The sequence below is a fragment of the Marinomonas sp. TI.3.20 genome (genome assembly GCF_038155025.1).
Lineage (GTDB): Bacteria > Pseudomonadota > Gammaproteobacteria > Pseudomonadales > Marinomonadaceae > Marinomonas > Marinomonas flavescens.
In genome coordinates, this window is sequence record NZ_JBAKAS010000008.1 from 51448 (window position 1) to 74679 (window position 23232).

The following is a 23232-nucleotide window of genomic DNA, read 5'->3' on the forward strand; positions in this document are numbered from 1 at the left end:
CGCTCATCGCTTATCCACCAATATGCCAACCGTTGGTGATCGGATAACGACGGTCACGACCAAAACCACGACCTGTCACACGAACTCCAGTGGGTGCTTGGCGACGCTTATATTCATTTACATCAACTAAGCGAAGGACACGATAAACGGTATCTCGATCAAATTTTTTCGTTGCCAATATTGCTTCAGCACTCCAATCTTGTTCGATATATAGGCGTAGAATCTCGTCCAAAATATCATAGCTTGGTAAAGAATCTTCGTCTTTTTGATCTGGTGCTAATTCCGCGGATGGCGGACGAGTAATAACCCGTTCAGGAATAACATAACCGAGGGTATTACGGTAACGGCACAACTTAAAGACCAGTGTTTTGAAGACGTCTTTTAAGACAGAATAACCACCGACCATATCGCCATATAAGGTCGCATAGCCAACGGCCATTTCACTCTTGTTACCAGTGGTCAGAACCATAAGGCCCTTTTTATTAGAAATTGCCATCAAAACCACACCGCGAGTACGTGCTTGTAAATTTTCCTCGGTAGTGTCTTTCGCATAGCCTTCAAATTCTGGTGACAAGACATCGGTAAACGCAGACACCATAGGTTCGATAGGCAAAACACTGTATTTAACACCCAATAAATTGGCTTCTTCTTCTGCGTCATGCAAGCTGATAGACGAGGTGTAAGTGTATGGCATCATCACTGCCTGAACACGCTCAGCACCAATCGCATCCACTGCCACCGCCAACGATAGCGCCGAATCAATACCGCCACTCAGCCCCAGTACAATGCCTTTGAATCGATTCTTTTCGATGTAATCACGCAGACCAAGTACCATCGCTTCATAGACACTGGCTTCGACGTCTAACGCTGGTGCAATATTGCCTGCCACAGGTTCAACCTTGTTTGGCTGGCTGTCGTCTACGATTAGGTCCACGCAATACAAGCCTGACTCAAACCAAGGCGCTTGGTAAACTTTCTCACCTTTAGCGTTCACCACAAAAGAGCCGCCTTCGTAAACAAGCTCATCTTGCGCACCCATATAGTTCACATAAACAATAGGCAAGCAGACTTGCGTCGCACGTTGATGCAACAAGGCTTCGCGTTCGCCCATTTTTTCAATATGGTAAGGCGAGGCATTCAAGTTAAGGATTAACTCAGCACCCGCCGCTTTCGCTTGTGCGATGGGTTCTGGGTGCCAAATATCTTCACAAATACTCAGACCGACTTTCACCCCTTTGATATCAAGAATGCCAGCATCGCAGCCTTCGCTGAAATAACGTTTATCATCAAATACTAAGAAATTAGGCAGCTTTTGTTTGGCGTATTCCGCCAACAAAGCACCTTGATATATCACGCCAGCACAATTAAACAGTTCACCATCAATGCGTCTTGGGTAACCCACCACAACATAAATGTCATGAACCTCCTGTAAAATTCGCTGCAAAGCAGATTCGATACGAGGATCTAAGCTGGGTCGCAGCAATAAGTCTTCTGGTGGATAGCCTGTTAAGGTTAATTCAGGGAAAACAATCACATCCGCATGTTCGTTATCACGCGCTTTATTTGCCGCGTCGATCACAGATTGTGTGTTTTTTGCTATGTCGCCGACCAGCATATCCAGCTGGGCCATTGCTACTCGTAATGTCATACAGTTGCTATCTCGTTAACTCTGTTAGAATATGCCCTTTATTGTCTGGAATTACCCAACCTAGGTAAAGTATATGATCGTCAGATTGATCGTTTTTATTGCTATTTTCGTAATTGGCTGGTGGTTATACCGCCAAGTGCTCGCTTTTCAACGTACAAAGAACCCAAGTAAGTCTCATTCTCCTTCAAAAACCACGGAGAAAGATGCGCAAGAAAACATGGTTCGCTGTGAACAATGCAAAATTCATGTCCCAAGATCCCATGCAATCCATGATCAAGAGGCCAATGCGTTTTGCAGTAAAGAGCATTTACAAGCGTTTCATAAAAAACCATAACATCAGCTTGCTACGCCAACAAAACCTCGGCTTATTGGTATTTTTTCCTGCCACCACCAGCAATGATATTGTTGGTGGTTTTGGCTAGCGCACAAACGATAAAAGCGGACGCCTAAACTGTTTATGTAATAACGCCATAAATAAGTAATACTCTCTTCACCATGACGCCATACATTGGTATTCACAAGATGAGAACTAGGCGTTAGCGGGCAAAAACCGTCACAAAGACTTTTTTGTGCTGCGTTAAAGACTGGCGAGGTCACAATATCTTGTTCAAACATGTACCAGCGTTCACGACTTTGATTTGACTCTGCCAATGTGGCTCGCCACTGAAAGCTCTCTTGTAGCTTTTGCTGATACGCTACCGAAAGGCCTGCCACCACCAGCAAAAAGAAAATAATCGGCAGTGAAATCCAACCTTTTTGTGTCTGTCTAGCGTGCATCACAAACCTCCCGTCACTCGATGTTTAAAAACTATTCAACACAATGATTTGATTACCCACACCTTGGCACGGTGATAAGTACTCCCAAGTGTTACCTCGCATCGTTTTATAACGCTGAGTGATTGGTGTTTGCGCATGAGCCTTACAATTGCCCAGTTCATAAAGGTACTCGACCCATAAAGCACGCACTTTATTCAGAGAATAGGGACCATAACGGGCATTTATTGAGTCCACAAAACCATCTTGGTTTGTATCTATAAGAGGCAGTACTGTTAACGCTTTTAAACCTGCCCATAGCTCTAACGAGTTACCGCTGCTTTTGGGCGTTCGCCACAGTGCTTGTTGAGTGTTTTTGCCTTCGCCTACATACCAATAAAAAGCGGCTTGGCTTTCTAATATCCCAGTTTGAGTAAGCACACTACTGTTCAATAAATCGAAGCGTAATTTTTGACTTGTCGACAGAGTAACTTGAGCTTGAACACTCGTCTCACATGTTGAAATTCGGACTGAATCCCCAACATTAAGACCACAACTATTCGGTGTTTCTATAGGGTTAGATATTGTATTAAGAGACTGTCGGCAAGCGCCGTAATCCATTGCTTCTAACCAGTCTGACTGACTTGATACCGAGCGCCTAGACAAACGTTCGGGTAAATTATTACCTGCGCCAATCACTAGGTTTAATGCATTATCAATATTGCAACCAGCCGGTAGCAGCCGCCCCCAATGCGCCTTAAATTGTGCGCCTAATGCCGACTCAAAAACCGCTTGATCAAGGTAAGTTAACGTAAGATTATGGCGTGCTCGAAGTTGCCACAGTGACGGGATAAGTAAAGGAAGAATGACGGCCAATAACACGCAGGCAACCATTAATTCTAATAGCAAACTTCCTCGTAAGGTCGCGCGTCTAGGACTAGTCATGGTCAGACACCATGGTTTGAACGCTTGACGAAACCTTACCCTGCGCGGCATTAAACCATTGTGTCAGGTCATCACCAGAACATATTTCACAGCTAGGATAATCACCTTGTTGATGCGATTTATCGCTATCCAACCAAGCTTTAGACCCCGTTAACAGCGTCATCACTTCTTGTTTATTGAGATTATCTCTTAGCCTAGAAGTTTCTTCTCGCTGCTGAAGCGTTTGCCATTGGCGATCAGACTGCTGCTGAACCAAATGCAATACCACTGATAGCAACACCAGTGCGAGAATGATTTCTATGGTAATCCAACCATGAAGAGAAGCACGATGGGACAATGAGTACGATGCTTTCATCGGCACGAATCCTCATCACCATCAATAATATCTGAGGTGTAATAACGACCGCTCTGATTAATAACAATGCTGGTTTTCCAACTAAGATAACAAAACCAAAAAGTACCATTTTGATAGCTGGATAAACCGTTAGGAAGGAAGGTTATACGTGATTTATTAGCAGGAAAGCCTTTCCAAAGGATTCGAACATCATGGTCAAATACCACTTTTCGATATAAGCCACCCAAATGATCTGGTTGAATGACTTTAAAGCCATAAGACCAATCTCCACTGCAACTGAGGCCACCACAAATATAAGTGGGCTCACCAGATTCGATCGATAGCTGACGCGCTTCTTGAAGCGCGTTCGTTACGTTTAAAACATCAGCAATTAGGGTGTCTCTGTCTTTGCTCTTTTGCTCCGCTTTCAGAAACACCGCGGACCCAATAACGGCGAATAAACTCAATACCGCAAGCACACACATAAGCTCTAGTAGAGAAAACCCTCGCTTATTTCGCATAGAAACCTCCTTGTTTCTTGCTATTAAAACGACTTAGATTGTTAGCACCTTATGAGAAGTCTAATAAGCAATGAAACTCATGCATGTCTATTCAAACATCGCACACTTCCACTATCGCCTACAGCCCCATAATTAACCTTATGCATGCGGCCTAACGACTCATTGTTTAAAAGTATAGCTTACTCCATAAATCTAGCCTGCAGAGAACCAACGATTAATATGATTCGCAATCTGCCTAGGCTTTTGAAATGGCAATGAATGATCACACGCGCTCATAATTTTATGCTGCCAGCCTTCATATTGCTCACTCAGTTGTTGATAATGTGCTCTTAATTGCTCGCTGCTTAACTCTCCAGAAAATAAAAACACCTGCTTGGCAGAACGAATCATAGCCTCTCTGTGTTCCGGTGCTTCAGCGAGAACATCCACATGATTAGTAACAGCATCCAGTGCGTAAGAAAAGCCATAGGGACGATGAGCCAAGCGAGATTGTGTGGTCGCCTCGGCAACAGGGTGCTTACGTCGATTAGGCGAAACGCCGTCCATAAAATGCGCCACACCCTGCTCCACATCGCCAGTGTCGCGAATAATGCTAGAAGCTTGACGATATTTTTTACGCACTTCTGAAAGAGCATTTAAATCTTCTCGATCCAAAGAGGCAGGTTCCATCAGCGCCATTTTGATGGCAGGTTTACCAGAAATAACGCGTTCATGATTGAGATTAAGCCCAATTAAGCCCCCTAATGAGTAGCCTACCAGATCAAAATCTTGCCAATTAAGATGCGCTAATAGTGCCTCTATATCATGCGTCAACTCGCTGATGGTGACAGGCGCTTCTTGACCATGCAGATGAAATGACTCGCCCATACCCTTGATGTCAGGCACTAACATCCAACGCCAATGTGTGAAATAAGGCAGGATAGGTGAATAGGTAATCTCGCCCGCAACGCCCGCCCCATGAAGCAATAAACAATGGCGGTCGCTTGTGGCTTCTTTATTTTCATAAAGACGATACGCAATACGGCTGTTAAATAAACTAAGAAAATGTACGTCAGACACTTGTAATAACCCTGTGGTCGCCCTTATTAAAGGACTACAATTGTAAACTTTTTAAATCATGGTTCCATTATGCCAGAAATAAAACGGATAACACTGCCCTATCAGTTGTCTTTGCTTTCTTTGTACCAATCCGTAAGAGCATTGCCTTATCCGGCAGTATTAGACAGCAATCACGAGTCTTTTCCTGATACGCGGTTTGATATTTTGGTGGCAAATCCTCTTGCTCGGGTGTACGCAACACAAGGTAGGCATGATGTTCAATGGCGCAATGAGTACCAAGAGAAACCTCTTTATTCTCTAGATAAGACAGAAGATCCGCTAGATACTCTGAATCAATTATATACCATGACCACGCAAGAAACGTGGGCGCAGAGTGCACCGAAAGACTTACCTTTTGTTGGCGGTCTATTAGGCTATTACAGCTACGAATGCGGGCATTATATTGAAACACTACCTGACAACGTAGAACACGACATCAGCTTAGATCAACTCAGTGTCGGCCTTTATGGCTGGGGCATAATTACCTCCCATGCAGACAAAAAAACCGAGCTCATCGTCACACCTTGGTGTTCTCAACAAGAGGAAACGGCGCTACTCACCCTCATCAACAGCGCTCTTTCTAACGATCAAAAAGCGGCAACATCGTCTTTTGAGCTAAAAGCACCCTTCACCTCAAATATGACTGCAGACGAATACCACACCAAATTTGACACAGTAAAAGACTACATTCTCTCTGGAGATTGTTATCAAGTGAACTTAGCACAACGCTTTTCAAGCCAATATGTAGGCGATCCAATGGAGGCTTATCAGCGCTTGCGCGAAGTCTGTCCGACGCCTTTTTCAGCGTTTATGGAGCTGGGCGAACAGCAAGCCATCTTGAGCCATTCACCAGAGCGCTTCTTATTGTGCGATCAAGGTCGTATCGAATCCAAGCCGATTAAAGGCACCATTGCTCGCGGCAACACCCCAGAAGAAGACAACGCCAATGCTGAGACTTTATTGGCCTCTGAAAAAGACCGTGCAGAAAACCTGATGATCGTCGATTTATTAAGAAATGATCTTGGCCGCACCTGCCTCACTGGCAGCATTAAAGTACCCAAACTCTTTGCTCTAGAAAGCTATGCCAATGTTCATCATTTGGTGTCGACCGTAGAAGGAAACATTGCAGGAGTAGATCAATCCATTCGGGTATTCCACGAAAGCTTCCCCGGCGGCTCAATTACGGGAGCACCCAAAATTCGTGCCATGGAAATCATAGATGAGCTAGAGCCACATGAACGTTCCGTCTATTGTGGCTCCATTGCCTACTTCAGTGTCAATGGTCAAATGGATTCCAGCATCACGATTAGAACCTTAGTTGCTGACCGTGGACGCCTGCATTGTTGGGCGGGAGGCGGTCTGGTAGCCGACTCTAAATATCAAGAAGAGTACCAAGAAACCTTTACCAAAGTAGGTAAATTAACTCATACTCTCGAAGATGATTTTTTGAAATAGGTCGCAGTATGTCCGATATGTCGCAGTTTTTAAACGCTCCAGCTATCTCAACCAACTTAGATGAGATACGCGCTGCGCTCGACAATACGCTAGAAGTCCATTCCATTTATAACCCTGATAAAAACCTGTCACCTAGTGCTTACAGATTAAAATACCGCTCTGCCGCTGTATTAATTCCTATCTGGCACTCGCCTGAACACGACCAACTAGAAGTATTAGTCACTAAAAGAGCGCTGCATATGCGTAACCACCCAGGGCAAATAGCCTTCCCTGGTGGCAAACATGACCCTGACGATGCCAGCATCCAATACACGGCATTAAGAGAAACACTGGAAGAAGTAGGGCTAGCCCCTGATTGCTTTGACTTAATAGGTGAATTGGGTGAGTACTGCACGATTTCTGGGTATTGCATCAAACCCATCATTGCTGAAATGACACGATTGAGTGCCATGAGCTTATGCGAAGATGAAGTTAAATCCGTTCATTGGGTACCGTTAGACTTCCTATTAGACCCTAGTAACTATCAATTTAAAACTCGACAAATTGGTACAGTGACGCACAGCTATTTTGAAATAAAATACCAAGACATTCGTATTTGGGGGGTTACTGCTGGCATCCTATATGGCCTTTATCAGACCCTCTCCAATCATATTCGCTAAGCCATTATAAGGTTAGTGTGCTTTCGTCTTTTGCATCGTTCGCACAAATTGTTATGGTACAGCCAACATACATTTAGATAGTGGTAAAACAGACTATGTCTACTTTCGACTTAACGTCTTTCGTTGCTAACAACGTTGAAGACGAAGCACAAAAAATTATTCATAACGCCATGAAAGAATTCGACAACATCGCCATTTCATTCAGTGGTGCAGAAGATGTTGTATTGATCGATATGGCGGTAAAAGCCAATAAAAATGTAAAAGTATTTTCTTTGGACACTGGTCGTTTGCACGCCGAAACGTACCGTTTCATTGAACAAGTTCGCAAGCACTACCAAATTGAAATCGATATTCTCTCGCCGAACAGTGAAGTGCTAGAAAACTTCACCCGTGAAAAAGGCTTATTTAGCTTTTTTGAAGACGGCCATAAAGAGTGCTGTGGCATTCGTAAAGTTCAACCGCTAAAACGCAAATTAGCCACTCTAGATGCATGGATTACCGGTCAGCGTAAAGACCAAAGCCCAGGCACTCGAAATGTGTTGGCGTTTGCTGAACTCGACTCGGCATTTAGCTCAGAAGAGAAACCACTTTTCAAGTTTAACCCACTGGCTAACTGGTCTTCTGAAGATGTCTGGAACTACATTAAGATGTTTGATGTGCCATACAATGAATTGCATGCCAAAGGCTTTACTAGTATTGGCTGTGAGCCTTGTACTCGTGCTGTATTGCCTAATCAGCATGAGCGTGAAGGTCGCTGGTGGTGGGAAGAATCTGAGAACAAAGAATGCGGTCTGCATATTGGCAACCTGATTCCTACTGCGCAACAATAAACGGTAAAACCCGCAGCTGATAAAATCAACAGGCTGGACTAAACCGCCTGTTGATCTCTCTCCTGAACCACTTCTTGCTGCCACTTTTCCATAAAACGCTCGTAACACACTTCCAAATTTAGAATGTGCTTAAACAGCACCTCACCCGCATGGGTCAGCTCAGTCGTTCGACCATGACGAATAACCAAGGTCGCGCCTAAGCCTTGCTCTAACTTTTTAATGTGCTGGCTCACCGCTGGCTGAGTCAGTCCTAACTGCTGAGCGGTTTGCGTGAAATTGCCCGTTTTCACCAATGTTTTAAACGTAACTAGATGATGAGTATTTAACATAACGATTCCTTATAATTGGATGCATTATGACGAAGCCTTTTCACGGGCACATTGACCTAAGTCGTGTTTTAATGAAAGACTGATAATTCCTTACATACGTAGAGTATGAGCATGATAATAGAGCAAGATGAGATGTTGCCTTGGCACGAGAGGCAATCCGGCTATAAACAACCTCGTGAAAATGACTACCGCACTCCTTACCAACGGGATCGGGCGCGTATTATTCATAGCGCGGCGTTTCGTCGCTTGCAGTCTAAAACTCAAATACTGGCCATTCGCCAAAACGATTACAGCCGCACGCGTCTGACCCATTCACTAGAAGTGGCGCAAATCGGTAATGGTCTGGTACATCAGTTAAAACACAGCGCCTCAGCGGAGGCGCCTTTTCAAAAGTGGCTCGCCGAGCCCGCGCTGATCGAAACCGTTTGCCTAAGTCACGACATTGGCCACCCACCTTTTGGCCACGGCGGCGAAGTGGCGCTGAACTACATGATGAACAACAATGGTGGCTTCGAAGGCAATGCTCAGTCGTTGCGCATCTTGGGCAAGCGTGGCTCTTACTCCCCTACTTTCGGCATGGATGTGACCCGCCGAACCCTGTTAGGCATTCTCAAATACCCAGTGTTGCACAACACTGTGGTGGGAAGTTACCCGCAAAAGCCGGATCGTTTTAGACAATTTAAAGCCAGCCACTGGGCTCCACCAAAATGCGTCTATCAGGAAGAACAAGATCTGCTGACTTGGATTATGGCGCCCTTTAGCGACGCGGATAAACTCGCCTTGCAACACACCACTCGCCAGACGCCTGACCGCCATGCGAAATCAAGCCACTCTAGCTTCGATACCAGCATCATGGATCTGGCCGACGACATCGCCTATGGCGTACACGATCTAGAAGACGCCATTGTGTTAGGCATGGTCACCAAAGAAATGTGGTCAGAGCACCTAGAACCTAAGCTCGCCAGCCTCGCTACGCCGTTTTTAGATAAGCACCTTGGCGACATCAAAACACAGCTGTTTAGTCGTCAAAGTCATTTGCGAAAAGAAGCCATTGGTAGCCTTGTTAGTTGGTTTATTACCTCTTGTCAGGTGGTTGAAAATAGCGCCTTTGAACACCCTTTACTGCGTTTTCAAGTGACGCTTCCAGAAGGTCAACGACAAGCGCTCTCTTTGCTGAAAAACTTTGAAATGCAACACATTATTCAGCGCCCAGAAGTGCAAATGCTGGTCTATAAAGGCCAACAAATGCTCTTGGAAATGTTTGAAGCGCTGGCCGCCGACCCAAGCCGACTGCTGCCGAGAGAAATCGCCACTGAATGGCAAAAGAGCGTCGATGACGGCCACGATGGTTTGCGTATTCTTTGTGATTACATGGCGTCCATGACGGACGACTACGCCAGTCGCATGTACAACAAGCTATTTGTACCTAGCTTAGGTTCGGTCTTCGAACCCATGTGATATCACCAGATAGCATCGCATATTACCAATAGACGCCCCTTCTTATGGCTTATAAAAGGGGCGTTATTTCTCTATTTTTTCCAGCTAGGCCTTTGCTATGAATACCTTAGACACAGCGTCATTACTACAGCAATTCCCGCTACTCAAACAACTGATCGCCTTAGAAGAAACCAGCTGGTTTAACCCCAACATCACTCGCCTCAAAGACGCCTTGCCTTATGTGGGCCTAAGCGCTCAAGACATCCAAGACGCCAGCGACAGACTGACTCGATTCGCCCCTTATTTGGCACAAGTATTTCCAGAAACCGCCGCCTGCGGTGGCATCATTGAATCTGAACTGGTCGACATTTCAACTATAAAGGCCGAACTCGAAAAGAAATACAATACTCAAATCACGGGATCGTTACTGTTAAAAAAAGACAGTCATCTGCCTATTTCTGGCTCAATCAAAGCCCGTGGCGGCATTTATGAAGTATTAACCCATGCTGAGAAGCTTGCTATACATGCAGGCTTGCTGAGTATTGATGACGATTACAGCAAACTGACTTCTGATGAGTTTCAACGTTTCTTCAAACAACATAGCATTGCCGTAGGATCGACAGGCAATCTAGGCATGTCGATCGGTATTATGAGCGCAAAATTGGGCTTTTCGGTCGCGGTTCATATGTCGGCAGACGCGCGCCAATGGAAAAAAGACACCTTGCGTGCTCACGGTGTGACCGTTGTCGAATACGATCAGGATTATGGCGTGGCCGTAGAACAGGGCCGCAAAGAGGCAGAAAACGACCCAAACTGCTTCTTCATCGATGACGAGAACTCACACACCTTGTTTCTTGGCTATGCGGTCGCCGGAGAACGTCTGAAAGCGCAATTTGAGCAACAAAACATCCTTGTTGATGTGAATCATCCTCTGTTTGTGTATTTGCCTTGTGGCGTTGGCGGAGGCCCTGGTGGGGTGGCATTTGGGCTTAAAATGGCCTTTGGTGACCATGTCCATTGCATTTTTGCTGAGCCAACGCACTCCCCTTGTATGTTACTTGGCGTGCACACTGGACTGCACGATGCCATTTCAGTTCAAGACCTTGGCATCGATAACATCACAGCCGCAGATGGTTTGGCCGTAGGGCGAGCTTCTGGATTTGTCGGGCGCGCAATGGAGCGCTTATTGGATGGCTACTACACGCTCTCAGATGAACGCATGTATCGTCATTTGGGTGATATGAACGAGCTGGAAAATATTCAACTAGAGCCGTCGGCGTTAGCCGGTTTAATCGGCCCTATTCTCGTCTCCAACAACCCCGAATACCGCCATCGTTTAGCACTGGATGACGACAAAATGCATCACGCGACACACCTCGTCTGGGCCACTGGCGGTGGCATGGTACCAACAGAAGAAATGGCGGCGTATTTAGCAAGAGCCCAGCATGAGAAGAGCAAAGAAACAGAGAAGACGAAAGAAACAACCTAGTCTTGGCACTTCGGACTAGGGTTAGGGCCTTAATACCGGCCAATTATTTCTTACGCAAAGCCTTTGCCACGCAAATAGCAGAATGCGCGTCATTGGCCGCGTACAACACCTGACTTTTCTTCAATGGATAAGCGCCCCAATTTGAAATCTGCGCGCCTTTCCTAAGACAAAGATTCAACACCATAGCCACGGCTGCACGGGCACCTATGGTGTTTTTCTCCCCCACTTTTTTTTTCAACACAACGGACAAGTCTTGAGTATTGGCAATCTCTATATCGAGCTTATTACGCAGCGCTTTATTGTCATCTTTAATGCCAAAGCCGACTTTTTGAATACGCTCATTCGTTAACAATACCCGTGCCGCCTCTACAGCAAACGAAAAGCGAGTCGGAAAAAGATAGCCTGTAGATTCGGTTGCCAATTGGATTAACGCAGGTGCCGGACTCTCTTCACCCTTACGAAAAGTTGGCTTGGTTTCTGTGTCAAAGCCAAGACAAGGCTCGTTTTCTAAAGCGCTCACGGCTAGTTTGGCGTCTTCTTCGCTTTCAATGATTTTAATATCCGGTAAATCAAGCCCCATATAAAACGGCAATGCTTTGATTTGCTCCTTAGTAGGACGCTCCATAATGGCTCTCTTGGCTTGTTTTCTTAGGTTGCTTTCTTAGATCCCTATTCAACCATAAAACCGCCGCAATAGGCGGATAAAACCGTCATCGACCTGCGCCCATGCTATAGTCATCCGCTTATCTGTGCTGCTGTTTAAGGTCTGGCCACGTATGGCAATCTCTGAATACCCTTCAAAACTGAGTTTACCTCAGAGCAATCCCGGCGTCGTCACTGTGCTGGATTACCTGATCATTAAATTCCCCTATGTTGACGCGCAAATTTGGCGACAGCGGATGGCTGCAGGCAAGGTACATTGGCATGACGGCACCTTGATTCATGCGCACACGCCATTCGAGACACAGCAAAGAGTGTATTATTACCGAGAAGTTGACAACGAACCTCAAATCCCTTTTCAAGACACTATTGTGTTTCAGGATGAGCACCTTTTAGTGGCTTACAAACCCCACTTTTTAGCCGTGACGCCAGGCGGCCAGTTTGTTAATGAGTGCTTGCAGACCCGCCTACGACGCCGCACAGGTTTAGATAGTTTACAAGCTCTGCATCGGTTGGATAGAGTCACCGCGGGCTTAGTGATTTTTTCGATTAACCCAAACACTCGACATCCATATCATGAGTTGTTTAAAACACGACAAGTACACAAAACCTATCAAGCCATTGCAAACGTGAGCAACAGTGACAATCTAGTAGGACAAGAATGGGAGGTAAAGAATCGTATCGTGCCCAGCGAGCCACGCTTTCGCATGCAGGTGGTTGAGGGTAACGCCAACAGCCTCTCAGTCATTCGTTGCGTACAACAAAGTCCCCAACAAGCCTTATTTGAACTCACCCCTGTTACCGGTCGAACCCACCAGCTGCGTCTTCATATGCAGACACTGGGCTGGCCGATTCTGCATGACAAATACTACCCCGTTTTAGAGCCGCTTAGTGCCGACAACTACGCTGCGCCATTGCAGTTACTCGCCAAAGAAATTCAATTTATTGACCCCATCACTCAGCAGGCTAGGCACTTTCTTTGCCAAGATCAACTAGCGCTCTAGGAAGATTGAAATACCAGTATAAACACCCAAAATAAGGTGCCTTGGCGATTACTCAAACAAAGGCTTCTTCGGCCAAATATCGTCAAACTTGGCCTGACTTTTTTGCTGTTTGGCGGCAAAGCTTTTCATCATATCATTCGGCCTAAACATCCCTGCTTGCCAAGTCGCCATGTATTTCAAGCTGTCTTCCACACTGTGATCGCGACTGTAGTTAATCATCTCTTTGCAGCCAGTTACCGCCAATGGAGAATTCTTGGCAATGGATTTTGCTACGTCTAACACACCTGATATGAGACTTTCATGGTCAGGAAAAACGGCATTAAGCAAGCCCATGTCTTTGGCCTCTTGGGCACTAAATTTACGCCCAGTGTAAGCCAATTCTCGTACTATTCCCGCGGGTACTAATTTCGGAAAGCGTTGTAAAGTACCGACGTCTGCAGTCATACCTAATTCGGTTTCTTTAATGGTGAAAAAAGCGTCTTCTGTGGCGTAACGACAATCGGCGGCGCACACCAAATCCAACGCGCCACCAATGCAGCCGCCCTGAATCGCCACTAAAACAGGAATACGCGACCCTTCAAGAGAAGACAAGCTGGCTTGTAGCTGCATCACCACACGACGTAAATTCTCCGCCATTCGTCCAGGGTCGCCTGTCATGGGCACGGCATCGCCACTCATAAACACGCTAAGATCCATCCCAGCACTAAAGTGCTTCCCGGTCGAAGAGATCACAATAACCCGCGCCAATGACTCTGAATCCAATCCCTTAACTAACAGCGGCAGTTCTTTCCAAAATGCCTTATTCATTGAGTTCATTTCGGTCGGACGCGACAATTGTATATGCGCGATGTGATCTTTAATATTAATCTCGAAACACGTGAATTTTCGTTCTAAAATAGCCATGACATTCACCTTTTAATTATCGTTTTTATACGGTAGGCCACAGCCTATTAAATGATCAGAATGCATCAAATTAGCAAGCTTTTGCACTTAGAATCAAGTCGCTTCATTTTTTCTTCAAACCTCTCTCCCTGTTAACCTTAGAGGTCTAGCGAGAGTTGAACATTCCTCCCCCCTATCCTGATGAAGTTTCATTATCATTGACGACAAAATATGCTTGAATAGCCACCTCTTAATTTAGGCATAAAGAAATCAATTAATGAAAAAACTCACTATTCTCGATGGCGGTATGGGGCGCGAACTTAAGCGTCTTGGTGCACCGTTCTCACAGCCCTTATGGAGTGCACAAGCACTAATAGAAGCACCACAATATGTGACTCAAGCGCATCAAGGTTTTATTGATGCAGGCGCTGAAATCATCACAACAAATAGCTATGCCTGCGTACCCTTTCATCTTGGCGAAGCGCTTTACCAAGAGCGTGGTGCGGCGCTAGCTAAGCAAGCCGCGATCCTTGCTCAAAACGCGGTAAACAATACCCAACAAACAATATTGGTCGCCGGTTCACTGCCTCCTCCATTTGGTTCTTATCGTCCTGACTTGTTCGAAGAAGACCGCGCTTTTGATATTTTAAAAACATTGTTTAATGCACAAAACGAACATGTCGATCTATGGCTGGCTGAAACCATCTCAAGCATTGAAGAAGCGCAAGTCATGATAAATGTGCTTAAAGAGTCAACGAAACCTTGCTACTACGCATTTACACTGAACGATAATATTGAACAACCCGCGACCCTACGCTCTGGTGAAAGTGTCACAAAAGCCATTGGCGCTATCATTCAAGAAAACATTGATGGGGTATTCTTTAACTGCTCTATCCCAGAAGTCATTGAGCAAGCGATACGCGATACTAATAACGTATTAGAGAAGCACCATAAACAAATCGACATTGGTGTTTTTGCTAATAGCTTTACGCCTATTTCAACGGATCACAAAGCCAATTTAAGCGTGCAAGGCTGCCGTGATTTATCCCCTGAACAATATCTAGAATTCGCCAAAAAATGGCATACCGCTGGCGCCAATATTATCGGCGGGTGCTGTGGCATTGGACCCGAGCATATAGGCCTGCTGGTACAGTGGAGAGACGGCTTCGAAAAAGCGTAGCACCATGGTGATATTAGCTCCGCTATTTAGGTTTATAACCAGATAGCAGAGTATCAGCAATGACGTTATTATCGGCGACACAATACGTTCTCAATAATTCTATGGATTAGCAGTATCAATGATACCTTCAACTCAATTCCCTATGATTGCCGCCTTTGTATCGTTACTGTCCTTACAAATTGGGGCCGCCTTTGCTAAGACAATTTTTCCTCTTGTTGGTACCGATGGTGTTGCGGCTCTGCGCATCGGCATCAGCGCGCTACTTCTAGCGATTGTATTTCGTCCATGGACTGCAAAATTTCAAGCGACTTACTGGCCGAGTATTTTAATCTACGGTGCCATGATTGGGCTCATGAACCTGTTAATTTACCGAGCCTTTCTGCACATCCCCGTCGGTATCGCCATTTCCATTGAAGTGCTGGGACCACTCGGCATTTCATTACTTTCAACTAAGCGTAGAACGGACATTATCTGGGTACTCTGCGCATTAATTGGTGTGCTGTTGCTGCCCTTTAATCAAGCTGATACCGCGTTAAGTCTAACCGGTGTTATTTACGCTGTATTAGCCGCTATTTGCTGGGGTTTATACATCAAAACGGCAAGCACAGTCTCACAACTTGGCAGTAAAGGGGTGGCGACAGGTATGTTCATCGCCGCACTCTTCATGGTGCCTATTGGCACTGTTCAAGCGGGACCTTCACTCTTTACCCCTCATATCCTCATGCTTGGCTTAATCATCGCCTTGCTATCCAGCGCCGTGCCTTTCTTACTCGATATGTATGCACTAAAACGGCTTCCAAGAAGCATTTTTGGGATTCTAATGAGCGCCTCTCCTGCTGTCAGCGCCATTGCTGGCGCCATCATTCTTGATGAGCAACTAAGCACATTGCAGTGGTTTGGCATTGCCGCTATCAGCCTAGCGTGCATTGGAGCAAGCTTTACTAAAAAAGCATAAGTCACTGCTTTTAGTAATTACGCCGTTAAGCTCTAACGAATTAAGCTGAGAATAGGACGAAACTCTGGTGCTCTGCAGTCTTTTACAAGCTCGTACAGACACATTTCTAAGCCTGTGATTGTCACGCCTTTATTCATCAGTGCGGTTATCCCAAGTTGCTTATTGGTCTGCGTTCGAGAAGAAACACAGTCGTTGACCAAGTGCACATCGTAGCCACGATCCAACAATCCGCTGGCGGTTTGATAGACGCATATATGTGCTTCGATGCCACACACCAACCAAGTTGTTATCTGTGATTCTGCTTGCACTGCTTCGACAAACTTAGCCTCTTCACAAGCATTAAAGGTAAACTTTTCGATTGACGTCAATGGGGCTAATAACGAATGAATTTCTTCTATCGTTGAGCCTAACTTATCTGGATTTTGTTCAAGGTAAATAATAGGGAGAGCAAGTGTTTGGGCAGCCTTGATCAGCTGTTCACAATGAGAAATAAAGAATTCGCTGTCGTGGACTAGGCGAGCAAGCTTACCTTGAATATCCACCACGATAAGACCCGTTGTGTCTTTTTCTAACATAAGCCACCTCCAGATAGTTGGCTAAGCCTAATGCCATTCCGCTCGACTTAATCCATAAATAGCATGATCAAGCACATGCTCGTTTATCTTTTCAGCTCGCGTAATAATACCTTCTAGTTTGAAACCTAAGCGCTCACACACTCGACGACTGGGCTGATTATCAACAGCGGCCGATATTTGAACTTTCTCCATATCGAAGTCAGTAAAGGCCATGGTTATTAGTTTCGTAACGCATTTAGAGACAATGCCTTTACCTTGATAGTCCGTACTTATCCAGTAACCGATATCCACCTTCTTCAGATCGTGATCGATGCTATTAAAGCTAATATTACCCACTAGCGTTTCATTATAAAATATCGCACAAACCAGTGATTTTCCATCAGCGTAGTCGTGCAAAGAACGACTAATAAAGTTCAGAAAAAAACCGTCATCATGAGCATATGGAGGCCAAGCTAACCATTCACCCAAATAGTCACGCTCTCTCGCCACAATATCGAGGTATAAAGAAGCAAATGAGTTGTGAACTAGAGCCAGTTTTAAGTTTTTTTCAACATCCAATGTAAACATAATTCCCCTTATATCATGCAAGTGTTGCCATAAATTAGTTCGTCTTTCTGCGTTTTACTACGCCTATACACACTACTAATAATGTTAAAGCGACACCAATGAAAAACTAGAAAACAATAAGGAGAGTAATAATAGGAAAGTGGTAGCGGTAAGAACAACGTTACCCATATTGTCTGGGTAACGCGTTTAAGGATGTGGTTACGCTTCTTGTAGTTCTTTTAATAGATCATGAATTTCGGCTTTTAACTCTTTATCAATGATTTTATTACTATGGATTTTAGCTTTTTCTAAGGACTCAATAGCCCCTTCTGAATCACCAAATTCTACTTGAAGTAATGCTTTTGAATAGCCGATAGAAGATAAATAGTCTTTTGAGTTTATCGCCTCAGCTTTCAATAAGGCTTTATTATAAAGAGCGATAGCTTGTTCTATATCATCGTTAAAGTCTGCAAGCGCTTCCCACTGTACCGGGTGATCTTTGTCGGTATTATCATTGTCATCGCAGATCTTTTTCAATTGTGCATAACACGCATCAAAACCAACTTGATCTTTTTTATTCGCAAAAGACATTAAGTCATTGGCCAACGAAAAAACTTCTTTATAAATTTTCGTGTTCATATTTCACTCTATATTAAGCATTCAAAGATAATAGCTGCCTATGGTAATTTTAACGGGCAGTTTATGACAGTGTTGATATGTTAAAACGCGATTCTATCTGGTCAAAAACACTCTCGCGCTCTTAAAAAGACAGTAACATTTATTGATCTAATGGAATTCTCTGCCGAGTAGGTGTACATCTTCAGTAATCGCATCGTTTTGAGCAATGTTAGGCAATAAGCCCCATTGCTCGAAGCCTTGCCTCGTAAAGAATCGTTGACTGGCGTCATTACTGGCATAGATATAGGCAATTAAATGAGTAAAGCCGATACTTGTCTGATGATGCTCTAAATGCTGGATCAGTTGTTTGCCTAGACCTTTGTGCTGGTATTCAGGAGCAACATAAAGACTAATTTCTGAAGCTCGATCAAAAGCGGGTAACCCATAGAAAGGCTCAAGAGAGCACCAAGCGACAACCTCATCTTGTACAACTATAACCAACATCGGGTATTTATCAGAGGTATTTTCAAGCCATTCCATGATATCGATAAGACCAATACTGTCTTGTCGATTAGTGGCAACCGCGAACGGATCACCTTGCTGAAAGATAGATAAAATAGCCGGAGCGTCTTCTAAAACAGCGGCACGAATCAAGTGTATCTTCTCTGCATTCATACCGCTATTGTCTCTTAGGTTCTTACGATGTGCGAATCGTTGTTTAGCCTTGCTCTAGCAAGCTACGTAAATCAATCAGCGCGGCGTTAGCGCGAGATAGGTAAGATGCCATCACCAACGAATGGTTTGCCAAGATACCAAAACCACTGCCATTGAGAATCATTGGAGACCAGATACTTTCTTGGGTCGCCTCTAATTCTCGAATAATTTGACGCAAGCTAACGAGAGCATTTTTATCTTTTAGTGTAGGAGCAAAATCCACTTCCACTGATTTAAGAATATGGATCAACGCCCAACTAGTGCCGCGGGCTTCATAAAATACATTATCAATTTGGCTCCACGGCGTTTTAACGTATTTGTACGCTTCCTCGTTATTGTTATTGCTCGCATCTTGAGCGCTTTTATTGCCCGCTAAATCTGTATTCTCACGAACTTTAACTACGCTGGCTGATAAACGCTGAGATAAGCTACCTAAACGAGTACTCACATCTGATAACCAATCCACTAGGTTATCTGAGCGAGCGTAAAACTTCGCCGGTGCTTGTCGTGAATTGCCCGCCAAACGATCCATGTACTCTAAGATCTCTTTATTACCGCGCTCGTATTCGCTTTCACTAGAAGGCAATGCCCAGCTATTATTATCAAAGTTAAATTGAGGCTCAGCGACTTTTAGGTTCACATCTTCGGTTGACTGAGATTGCGACCGACTAAACTCTTTACGCATTGCGCGAGCTAAGTCCCTTACTTGAACCAATACTCCAAATTCCCAAGAGGGCATGTTGTCCATAAAAACACCTGGAGGCATCACATCATTCGAAATAAACCCACCTGGTTTATTAAGCAATGTATCGACCATTTCATGCAATGTATTGGCTGTCGTATAACCTACAACCAACTGTTTATCAGGGCCAAGATCACCACGTGCTTCTGCAGTCGCTTTTGCTGACGCAACCACATTAAATTGGCCAGGCTCCGTGCTCCAATACATTCCCAATATAGATAACAGAATAACCAGCACACAAATAAGACCAACTATCCATTTCCATAATCCAGGCAAATGGGAGTCGCCTTTCCAAAACTGTAATTTACTTAATAAACTCGCCATCGTTATTTCACCTTAATTCTGTTGTAATTCGACCATATAGTCTGAGCGATGATAAATCATTGCGCGTACACGATAATCACTGACTCGACTGTTGATAATTTGATAAATCAATCGGGCTTGTTTGTCATTCGGCCAATAAATAGCAACTTCACTTTGGTCTTTTGCTACTTTATCGATAATAGGCTGAAGTGTCTTAACTATTTCATCGTCACTCAAACTGAATAAATCATGTGGCAAAAAATATTGCCCTGCTTTAATTTGAGATTCTGCTGTTTTAGAAGCATTCACTTGAGTGTTTGTTGATCCACCCTGAATCGTTTGCTGTTCAGTCTCTGACGGCGAGGCGTTTAGTCTTGCTGCTCGCTGTCGTTGCGCTTGTATTCGTTGTTCCTTTAATCCTCTAATACGCGCCGCCATATCATTAATGGTCGCGTCTTCAGGGTTTACTGAGCGAGCAGAGTCTAGATAACGCTCAGCGGCTTTATAATTTGTTTGTCTCGCCGCGTTTAGCGCCCATTGAGTATAAGTATCAACAATGGAAGCAATACCCAGTGTCGCTTGATAATTACCCGGGTCTCGACCCAATACGGCTTGAAAATACAAATTAGCATTATCATCGACTGGCGTAAGTAATTGATTTGCCGCGAGAGCTTGTTTCCCCAGCTGAACCAATTTGTCCGTCATTATTTCAAAAGAGGTACGCACCTTTTTTTGAGTAACTTGAACCACTTTTTTAGCGTTAACTGGTGTTTGTTTCGCCTTAGCCACTTTTACCACTTCTGGTTTGGTTAGACCGACATGAGTAGGGTCCGATTTTTTCACATTTTCTTGGCATCCAGCGAGGAAAATGACAGTAAACAGTAAGGATATCGTTTTAATGCTCAATTTAGCCTCTTATGACTGGCAACTTTCTAAAGGGTTGATAGTCTATATCCGCTATTCGTGTGATGGAATAGATTCACGCAATCTAACTTATTTATAAAAGATTCTTATGCGCCTATTTATTGTATTTTGTTTGCTCTTAGTTAACAGCACCGCTTTTGCATTTACTTTTGCTCCTACCACAAATCAACTAGGACCTACTTTTCTACCCGTTGAGCAAGCCTTCCAGCTCACGTTAGACCCACCAAAAGATGGGAAAATAAAAGCGAATTGGTACATCAGTAAAGGTTATTATCTTTACCAGAACCGTTTATCACTGTCTGGCCCTCAAGCCGATAAACTGCACTTTGCAGCGCTGCCTAAAGGCGAAGACAAAACCGATAAATATTTCGGCGACGTGGTTATCTACAAACACAATTTGTCACTTTCTATTTATTATGACATTACTTTGCCTGTTGGTACTAAAATCAATGCCACCCTACACTACCAAGGATGCGCTGAAAAAGGCTTATGTTACGCGCCGCAGTCCACCCCGATTGAATTCACCGTCCCGCAGACAGATAAGACCAGTGTTAAAACGAATGCATCACAATCGATACAAGCTCCTGTTGCGTTATCTGAAGCCTCTTCAATCAACCAAATTCTTGCCTCAAGCAATCTATGGGCGGCCATTGCCGCTTTATTTGGCTTTGGCTTATTGCTTTCGCTAACACCCTGTGTGCTACCAATGATTCCTATTGTTAGCGCCATTGTTGTCGGCACGCGACGCTCGAAATTAGGCTCTTTTTATTACAGCGTTGTGTATGTACTTGCGATGGCGCTGACTTATGGCGCCATCGGTGCTATTGCCGGTATTTTCGGAACCCAGCTTAATTTGCAAGCACAGTTGCAAAGCCCTGTACTGCTTTCCATCAGTGCGATTCTTTTTATTGCCTTGGCCCTTGCGATGTTTGGAGTATACGAACTGCGCTTACCGTCATCATGGCAAAATCGTCTACAGCAAAGTAGCAATCCAGACTCTGCTTCAAGTCTACGCACGACGATCAATACCTTTATCGCAGGCGTACTGGCAACATTGATTGTTTCGCCTTGCGTGTCAGCTCCCGTCGCTGGCGTATTACTTTATATATCCAGCCAAGGTGATATTTGGTATGGCGCACTAATGCTTTTTGTTATGGCGTTAGGTATGGGGATTCCGCTCTTATTAGTTGGGTTGTTTGGCCCTAAAATATTGCCTAAAACGGGTCCTTGGCTTCACGACACTAAAGTCATTATGGGATTTGCCCTACTGGCTGTCTCTATCTGGCTCGCAACTCGCTGGTTACCAGACGCCACCCACCTTATTTTATGGGCGGCCTTAGCACTCGGCATAAGTGGCTACTTCCTACACAGAGTGAGTAAATCATACTCTCATCCAGTGCGCTGGTTTTTTGCACTGTTCTTTGGTGTGATTGGTGCTTTTGAAATGTATGGAGGGGCTTCTGGTGCTTCCAACCCTCTAGAGCCTCTTTCATCCACTCAAGACAGAATTGAAGATGTTAGCGCTTCTCCATTCAAAAAAACCATTACCAGTTTAAACGAAATTCCACCGTTATTAGCCAGCCAAGACCATCGACCCATCATGTTAGATTTTTATGCCGATTGGTGCATAAGCTGCAAAGTCTTGGAAGAAGAAGTTTTTAAAGCAACAGATATCCATCCATATTTAAAACAGGTTCAACTGGTCAGAGTCGATGTGACAAAAAATACATCAGAGAACAAAGCGTTCATGGCGCACTTTTCTGTGTTCGGCCCCCCTTCTATCATCTTCTTAGATGAAAATGGCAACGAACGTAAAGACTTAACCTTGATTGGAGAACCATCTAAAACAGATGTTTTAAATCGCTTAACGTATATAACAAAAAACAATCAGTCAGAAAATAAATAATGGTTTACTAGTGTTCAAATAAAATACTGGGCAGCATTTTAATGGTTTTTTTGCGTCATAACTGGACAATATCACGCTTTTTAACGATAATTTCTTACTACATGACTCTGCCCCTTCACTTTTGGCCGCTAATGTAAGTAGATTGTTAAAATCTTGGTTTTACAACGTCTTCATTAAAGGACTTCATTTGCCAGAGCGTGCCGAATTAATAATGATTAGCCTTCATAAAAGTGCTAAACAATTTAGACCGAAAGAAGAGAGTAACAATGGATATTCGTAAAATTAAAAAACTAATCGAGCTTCTAGAAGAATCTAACGTCTATGAGATTGAAATCAAAGAAGGCGAAGAAGCTGTTCGCATTAGTCGTGGCGGTGCTCCCGTTGCGATGGCGCCACAAATGATGGCAGCGCCAGCACCTCAAGCTACGCCAGCTCCTGCACCAGTGTCTTCTTCTGCCGCACCAGCAGCCGCACCTGAAATCGCAGGCCACACAGTAAATTCCCCAATGGTTGGAACTTACTACAAATCTTCAGCGCCAGGTGCTAAAGCCTTCATTGAAGTCGGTCAAAAAGTCAACGCTGGTGATACTATCTGTATCGTTGAAGCCATGAAAATGATGAACCAAATCGAAGCTGACAAGTCTGGTACTATCGGTGCCATCCTTGTAGAAGACGGCGAGCCAGTTGAATTTGATCAACCTCTCGTTTCCATCGTTTAATCCACA

The 23232-nt window shown here is 44.4% G+C and carries 26 protein-coding genes; 11 read left to right on the plus strand and 15 right to left on the minus strand.

Annotated features, from left to right (window positions below; all coding sequences use genetic code 11):
* Nucleotides 1–10: 10 nt before the first annotated feature.
* The gene (locus V6259_RS09870) at nt 11–1648 is read right to left on the minus strand and encodes an NAD+ synthase (RefSeq protein WP_341584394.1); all 1638 of its coding nucleotides are present in this window, start codon (nt 1646–1648) and stop codon (nt 11–13) included.
* Nucleotides 1649–1721: 73 nt separating this feature from the next.
* Here V6259_RS09870 and V6259_RS09875 point away from each other — a divergent pair, with 73 nt between their 5' ends.
* On the plus strand, nt 1722–1982 hold the full coding sequence (locus tag V6259_RS09875; protein WP_341584395.1) for a PP0621 family protein: 261 nt from the start codon (nt 1722–1724) through the stop codon (nt 1980–1982).
* 2 nt (nt 1983–1984) lie between these two features.
* Here V6259_RS09875 and V6259_RS09880 read toward each other — a convergent pair whose 3' ends face one another.
* The 5 genes from V6259_RS09880 to V6259_RS09900 all read right to left on the minus strand — a co-directional run bounded on the left by V6259_RS09880 (nt 1985) and on the right by V6259_RS09900 (nt 5260).
* Complete coding sequence (locus tag V6259_RS09880; protein ID WP_341584396.1) at nt 1985–2425, minus strand: hypothetical protein; 441 nt, start codon at nt 2423–2425, stop codon at nt 1985–1987.
* A 24-nt stretch (nt 2426–2449) separates the two neighbouring features.
* Nucleotides 2450–3346: a hypothetical protein gene (locus tag V6259_RS09885; RefSeq protein ID WP_341584397.1), complete on the minus strand. Its 897-nt coding sequence runs from the start codon at nt 3344–3346 to the stop codon at nt 2450–2452.
* Nucleotides 3339–3701, minus strand: coding sequence for a hypothetical protein (locus V6259_RS09890; protein ID WP_341584398.1), 363 nt, complete (start codon nt 3699–3701; stop codon nt 3339–3341). The genes V6259_RS09885 and V6259_RS09890 overlap by 8 nt, the downstream gene beginning before the upstream one ends.
* Nucleotides 3698–4201: a GspH/FimT family pseudopilin gene (locus V6259_RS09895; protein WP_341584399.1), complete on the minus strand. Its 504-nt coding sequence runs from the start codon at nt 4199–4201 to the stop codon at nt 3698–3700. Before V6259_RS09895 ends, V6259_RS09890 begins: the two co-directional genes overlap by 4 nt.
* Before the next feature lie 192 nt (nt 4202–4393).
* Nucleotides 4394–5260 (minus strand): alpha/beta fold hydrolase, encoded by an 867-nt coding sequence (locus V6259_RS09900; RefSeq protein ID WP_133011614.1) that lies wholly within the window; start codon nt 5258–5260, stop codon nt 4394–4396.
* 69 nt (nt 5261–5329) lie between these two features.
* Here V6259_RS09900 and pabB point away from each other — a divergent pair, with 69 nt between their 5' ends.
* From pabB to V6259_RS09915, 3 genes are all read left to right on the plus strand, one after another.
* Nucleotides 5330–6754 carry an aminodeoxychorismate synthase component I gene (gene pabB / locus V6259_RS09905; protein WP_133011613.1) on the plus strand — a complete coding sequence of 475 codons (1425 nt, stop codon included), beginning with the start codon at nt 5330–5332 and terminating at the stop codon, nt 6752–6754.
* 8 nt (nt 6755–6762) lie between these two features.
* On the plus strand, nt 6763–7413 hold the full coding sequence (locus V6259_RS09910; protein ID WP_133011612.1) for an NUDIX hydrolase: 651 nt from the start codon (nt 6763–6765) through the stop codon (nt 7411–7413).
* A 95-nt stretch (nt 7414–7508) separates the two neighbouring features.
* Entirely contained in the window at nt 7509–8243 is a 735-nt protein-coding gene (locus V6259_RS09915; RefSeq protein WP_133011611.1) for a phosphoadenylyl-sulfate reductase, read from the plus strand.
* A 38-nt stretch (nt 8244–8281) separates the two neighbouring features.
* Here V6259_RS09915 and V6259_RS09920 read toward each other — a convergent pair whose 3' ends face one another.
* The gene (locus V6259_RS09920; RefSeq protein ID WP_133011610.1) at nt 8282–8572 is read right to left on the minus strand and encodes a LysR family transcriptional regulator; all 291 of its coding nucleotides are present in this window, start codon (nt 8570–8572) and stop codon (nt 8282–8284) included.
* A 111-nt stretch (nt 8573–8683) separates the two neighbouring features.
* On the opposite strand from V6259_RS09920, the gene V6259_RS09925 reads away from it, so the two are divergent.
* The gene (locus V6259_RS09925) at nt 8684–10030 is read left to right on the plus strand and encodes an anti-phage deoxyguanosine triphosphatase (protein ID WP_341584400.1); all 1347 of its coding nucleotides are present in this window, start codon (nt 8684–8686) and stop codon (nt 10028–10030) included.
* 97 nt (nt 10031–10127) lie between these two features.
* Complete coding sequence (locus V6259_RS09930; protein WP_341584401.1) at nt 10128–11498, plus strand: D-serine ammonia-lyase; 1371 nt, start codon at nt 10128–10130, stop codon at nt 11496–11498.
* A gap of 43 nt (nt 11499–11541) precedes the next feature.
* On the opposite strand, the gene V6259_RS09935 is transcribed toward V6259_RS09930, so the two are convergent.
* On the minus strand, nt 11542–12123 hold the full coding sequence (locus V6259_RS09935; protein ID WP_341584402.1) for a 3'-5' exonuclease: 582 nt from the start codon (nt 12121–12123) through the stop codon (nt 11542–11544).
* A 151-nt stretch (nt 12124–12274) separates the two neighbouring features.
* Here V6259_RS09935 and V6259_RS09940 point away from each other — a divergent pair, with 151 nt between their 5' ends.
* The gene (locus V6259_RS09940; RefSeq protein WP_341584403.1) at nt 12275–13162 is read left to right on the plus strand and encodes a pseudouridine synthase; all 888 of its coding nucleotides are present in this window, start codon (nt 12275–12277) and stop codon (nt 13160–13162) included.
* 48 nt (nt 13163–13210) lie between these two features.
* On the opposite strand, the gene V6259_RS09945 is transcribed toward V6259_RS09940, so the two are convergent.
* Complete coding sequence (locus tag V6259_RS09945) at nt 13211–14065, minus strand: crotonase/enoyl-CoA hydratase family protein (protein ID WP_341584404.1); 855 nt, start codon at nt 14063–14065, stop codon at nt 13211–13213.
* 256 nt (nt 14066–14321) lie between these two features.
* On the opposite strand from V6259_RS09945, the gene V6259_RS09950 reads away from it, so the two are divergent.
* Entirely contained in the window at nt 14322–15224 is a 903-nt protein-coding gene (locus tag V6259_RS09950; RefSeq protein WP_341584405.1) for a homocysteine S-methyltransferase family protein, read from the plus strand.
* Nucleotides 15225–15342: 118 nt separating this feature from the next.
* Nucleotides 15343–16179, plus strand: coding sequence for an EamA family transporter (locus V6259_RS09955; RefSeq protein ID WP_341584406.1), 837 nt, complete (start codon nt 15343–15345; stop codon nt 16177–16179).
* A 32-nt stretch (nt 16180–16211) separates the two neighbouring features.
* Here the strand turns inward: V6259_RS09955 and V6259_RS09960 are convergent, their stop codons facing one another.
* From V6259_RS09960 to V6259_RS09985, 6 genes are all read right to left on the minus strand, one after another.
* The gene (locus tag V6259_RS09960; RefSeq protein ID WP_341584407.1) at nt 16212–16754 is read right to left on the minus strand and encodes an isochorismatase family protein; all 543 of its coding nucleotides are present in this window, start codon (nt 16752–16754) and stop codon (nt 16212–16214) included.
* Between the two features lie 27 nt (nt 16755–16781).
* On the minus strand, nt 16782–17321 hold the full coding sequence (locus V6259_RS09965; RefSeq protein WP_341584408.1) for a GNAT family N-acetyltransferase: 540 nt from the start codon (nt 17319–17321) through the stop codon (nt 16782–16784).
* Nucleotides 17322–17519: 198 nt separating this feature from the next.
* Nucleotides 17520–17939, minus strand: a complete 420-nt coding sequence (locus V6259_RS09970) for a tetratricopeptide repeat protein (protein WP_341584409.1) — start codon at nt 17937–17939, stop codon at nt 17520–17522.
* Nucleotides 17940–18086: 147 nt separating this feature from the next.
* Nucleotides 18087–18593: a GNAT family N-acetyltransferase gene (locus tag V6259_RS09975; protein ID WP_341584410.1), complete on the minus strand. Its 507-nt coding sequence runs from the start codon at nt 18591–18593 to the stop codon at nt 18087–18089.
* Between the two features lie 43 nt (nt 18594–18636).
* Nucleotides 18637–19698: a DUF2333 family protein gene (locus V6259_RS09980; RefSeq protein ID WP_133011597.1), complete on the minus strand. Its 1062-nt coding sequence runs from the start codon at nt 19696–19698 to the stop codon at nt 18637–18639.
* A 12-nt stretch (nt 19699–19710) separates the two neighbouring features.
* On the minus strand, nt 19711–20583 hold the full coding sequence (locus V6259_RS09985; RefSeq protein WP_341584411.1) for a tetratricopeptide repeat protein: 873 nt from the start codon (nt 20581–20583) through the stop codon (nt 19711–19713).
* 106 nt (nt 20584–20689) lie between these two features.
* Between V6259_RS09985 and dsbD the strand changes: the two genes are divergently transcribed.
* Together dsbD and accB are read left to right on the plus strand one after the other, a co-directional pair.
* Nucleotides 20690–22507, plus strand: coding sequence for a protein-disulfide reductase DsbD (gene dsbD, locus V6259_RS09990; protein ID WP_341584412.1), 1818 nt, complete (start codon nt 20690–20692; stop codon nt 22505–22507).
* A 266-nt stretch (nt 22508–22773) separates the two neighbouring features.
* Nucleotides 22774–23226 carry an acetyl-CoA carboxylase biotin carboxyl carrier protein gene (gene accB, locus V6259_RS09995; RefSeq protein WP_341584413.1) on the plus strand — a complete coding sequence of 151 codons (453 nt, stop codon included), beginning with the start codon at nt 22774–22776 and terminating at the stop codon, nt 23224–23226.
* Nucleotides 23227–23232 lie beyond the last annotated feature (6 nt).

Bases quoted from the DNA above. Each gene is read 5' to 3' on its own strand.
- V6259_RS09870 (WP_341584394.1), bottom strand. From the start codon at position 1,648: ATGACATTACGAGTAGCAATGGCCCAGCTGGATATGCTGGTCGGCGAC.
- V6259_RS09875 (WP_341584395.1), top strand. From the start codon at position 1,722: ATGATCGTCAGATTGATCGTTTTTATTGCTATTTTCGTAATTGGCTGG.
- V6259_RS09880 (WP_341584396.1), bottom strand. From the start codon at position 2,425: ATGCACGCTAGACAGACACAAAAAGGTTGGATTTCACTGCCGATTATT.
- V6259_RS09885 (WP_341584397.1), bottom strand. From the start codon at position 3,346: ATGACTAGTCCTAGACGCGCGACCTTACGAGGAAGTTTGCTATTAGAA.
- V6259_RS09890 (WP_341584398.1), bottom strand. From the start codon at position 3,701: ATGAAAGCATCGTACTCATTGTCCCATCGTGCTTCTCTTCATGGTTGG.
- V6259_RS09895 (WP_341584399.1), bottom strand. From the start codon at position 4,201: ATGCGAAATAAGCGAGGGTTTTCTCTACTAGAGCTTATGTGTGTGCTT.
- pabB (WP_133011613.1), top strand. From the start codon at position 5,330: ATGCCAGAAATAAAACGGATAACACTGCCCTATCAGTTGTCTTTGCTT.
- V6259_RS09910 (WP_133011612.1), top strand. From the start codon at position 6,763: ATGTCCGATATGTCGCAGTTTTTAAACGCTCCAGCTATCTCAACCAAC.
- V6259_RS09915 (WP_133011611.1), top strand. From the start codon at position 7,509: ATGTCTACTTTCGACTTAACGTCTTTCGTTGCTAACAACGTTGAAGAC.
- V6259_RS09920 (WP_133011610.1), bottom strand. From the start codon at position 8,572: ATGTTAAATACTCATCATCTAGTTACGTTTAAAACATTGGTGAAAACG.
- V6259_RS09925 (WP_341584400.1), top strand. From the start codon at position 8,684: ATGATAATAGAGCAAGATGAGATGTTGCCTTGGCACGAGAGGCAATCC.
- V6259_RS09930 (WP_341584401.1), top strand. From the start codon at position 10,128: ATGAATACCTTAGACACAGCGTCATTACTACAGCAATTCCCGCTACTC.
- V6259_RS09935 (WP_341584402.1), bottom strand. From the start codon at position 12,123: ATGGAGCGTCCTACTAAGGAGCAAATCAAAGCATTGCCGTTTTATATG.
- V6259_RS09940 (WP_341584403.1), top strand. From the start codon at position 12,275: ATGGCAATCTCTGAATACCCTTCAAAACTGAGTTTACCTCAGAGCAAT.
- V6259_RS09945 (WP_341584404.1), bottom strand. From the start codon at position 14,065: ATGGCTATTTTAGAACGAAAATTCACGTGTTTCGAGATTAATATTAAA.
- V6259_RS09950 (WP_341584405.1), top strand. From the start codon at position 14,322: ATGAAAAAACTCACTATTCTCGATGGCGGTATGGGGCGCGAACTTAAG.
- V6259_RS09955 (WP_341584406.1), top strand. From the start codon at position 15,343: ATGATACCTTCAACTCAATTCCCTATGATTGCCGCCTTTGTATCGTTA.
- V6259_RS09960 (WP_341584407.1), bottom strand. From the start codon at position 16,754: ATGTTAGAAAAAGACACAACGGGTCTTATCGTGGTGGATATTCAAGGT.
- V6259_RS09965 (WP_341584408.1), bottom strand. From the start codon at position 17,321: ATGTTTACATTGGATGTTGAAAAAAACTTAAAACTGGCTCTAGTTCAC.
- V6259_RS09970 (WP_341584409.1), bottom strand. From the start codon at position 17,939: ATGAACACGAAAATTTATAAAGAAGTTTTTTCGTTGGCCAATGACTTA.
- V6259_RS09975 (WP_341584410.1), bottom strand. From the start codon at position 18,593: ATGAATGCAGAGAAGATACACTTGATTCGTGCCGCTGTTTTAGAAGAC.
- V6259_RS09980 (WP_133011597.1), bottom strand. From the start codon at position 19,698: ATGGCGAGTTTATTAAGTAAATTACAGTTTTGGAAAGGCGACTCCCAT.
- dsbD (WP_341584412.1), top strand. From the start codon at position 20,690: ATGCGCCTATTTATTGTATTTTGTTTGCTCTTAGTTAACAGCACCGCT.
- accB (WP_341584413.1), top strand. From the start codon at position 22,774: ATGGATATTCGTAAAATTAAAAAACTAATCGAGCTTCTAGAAGAATCT.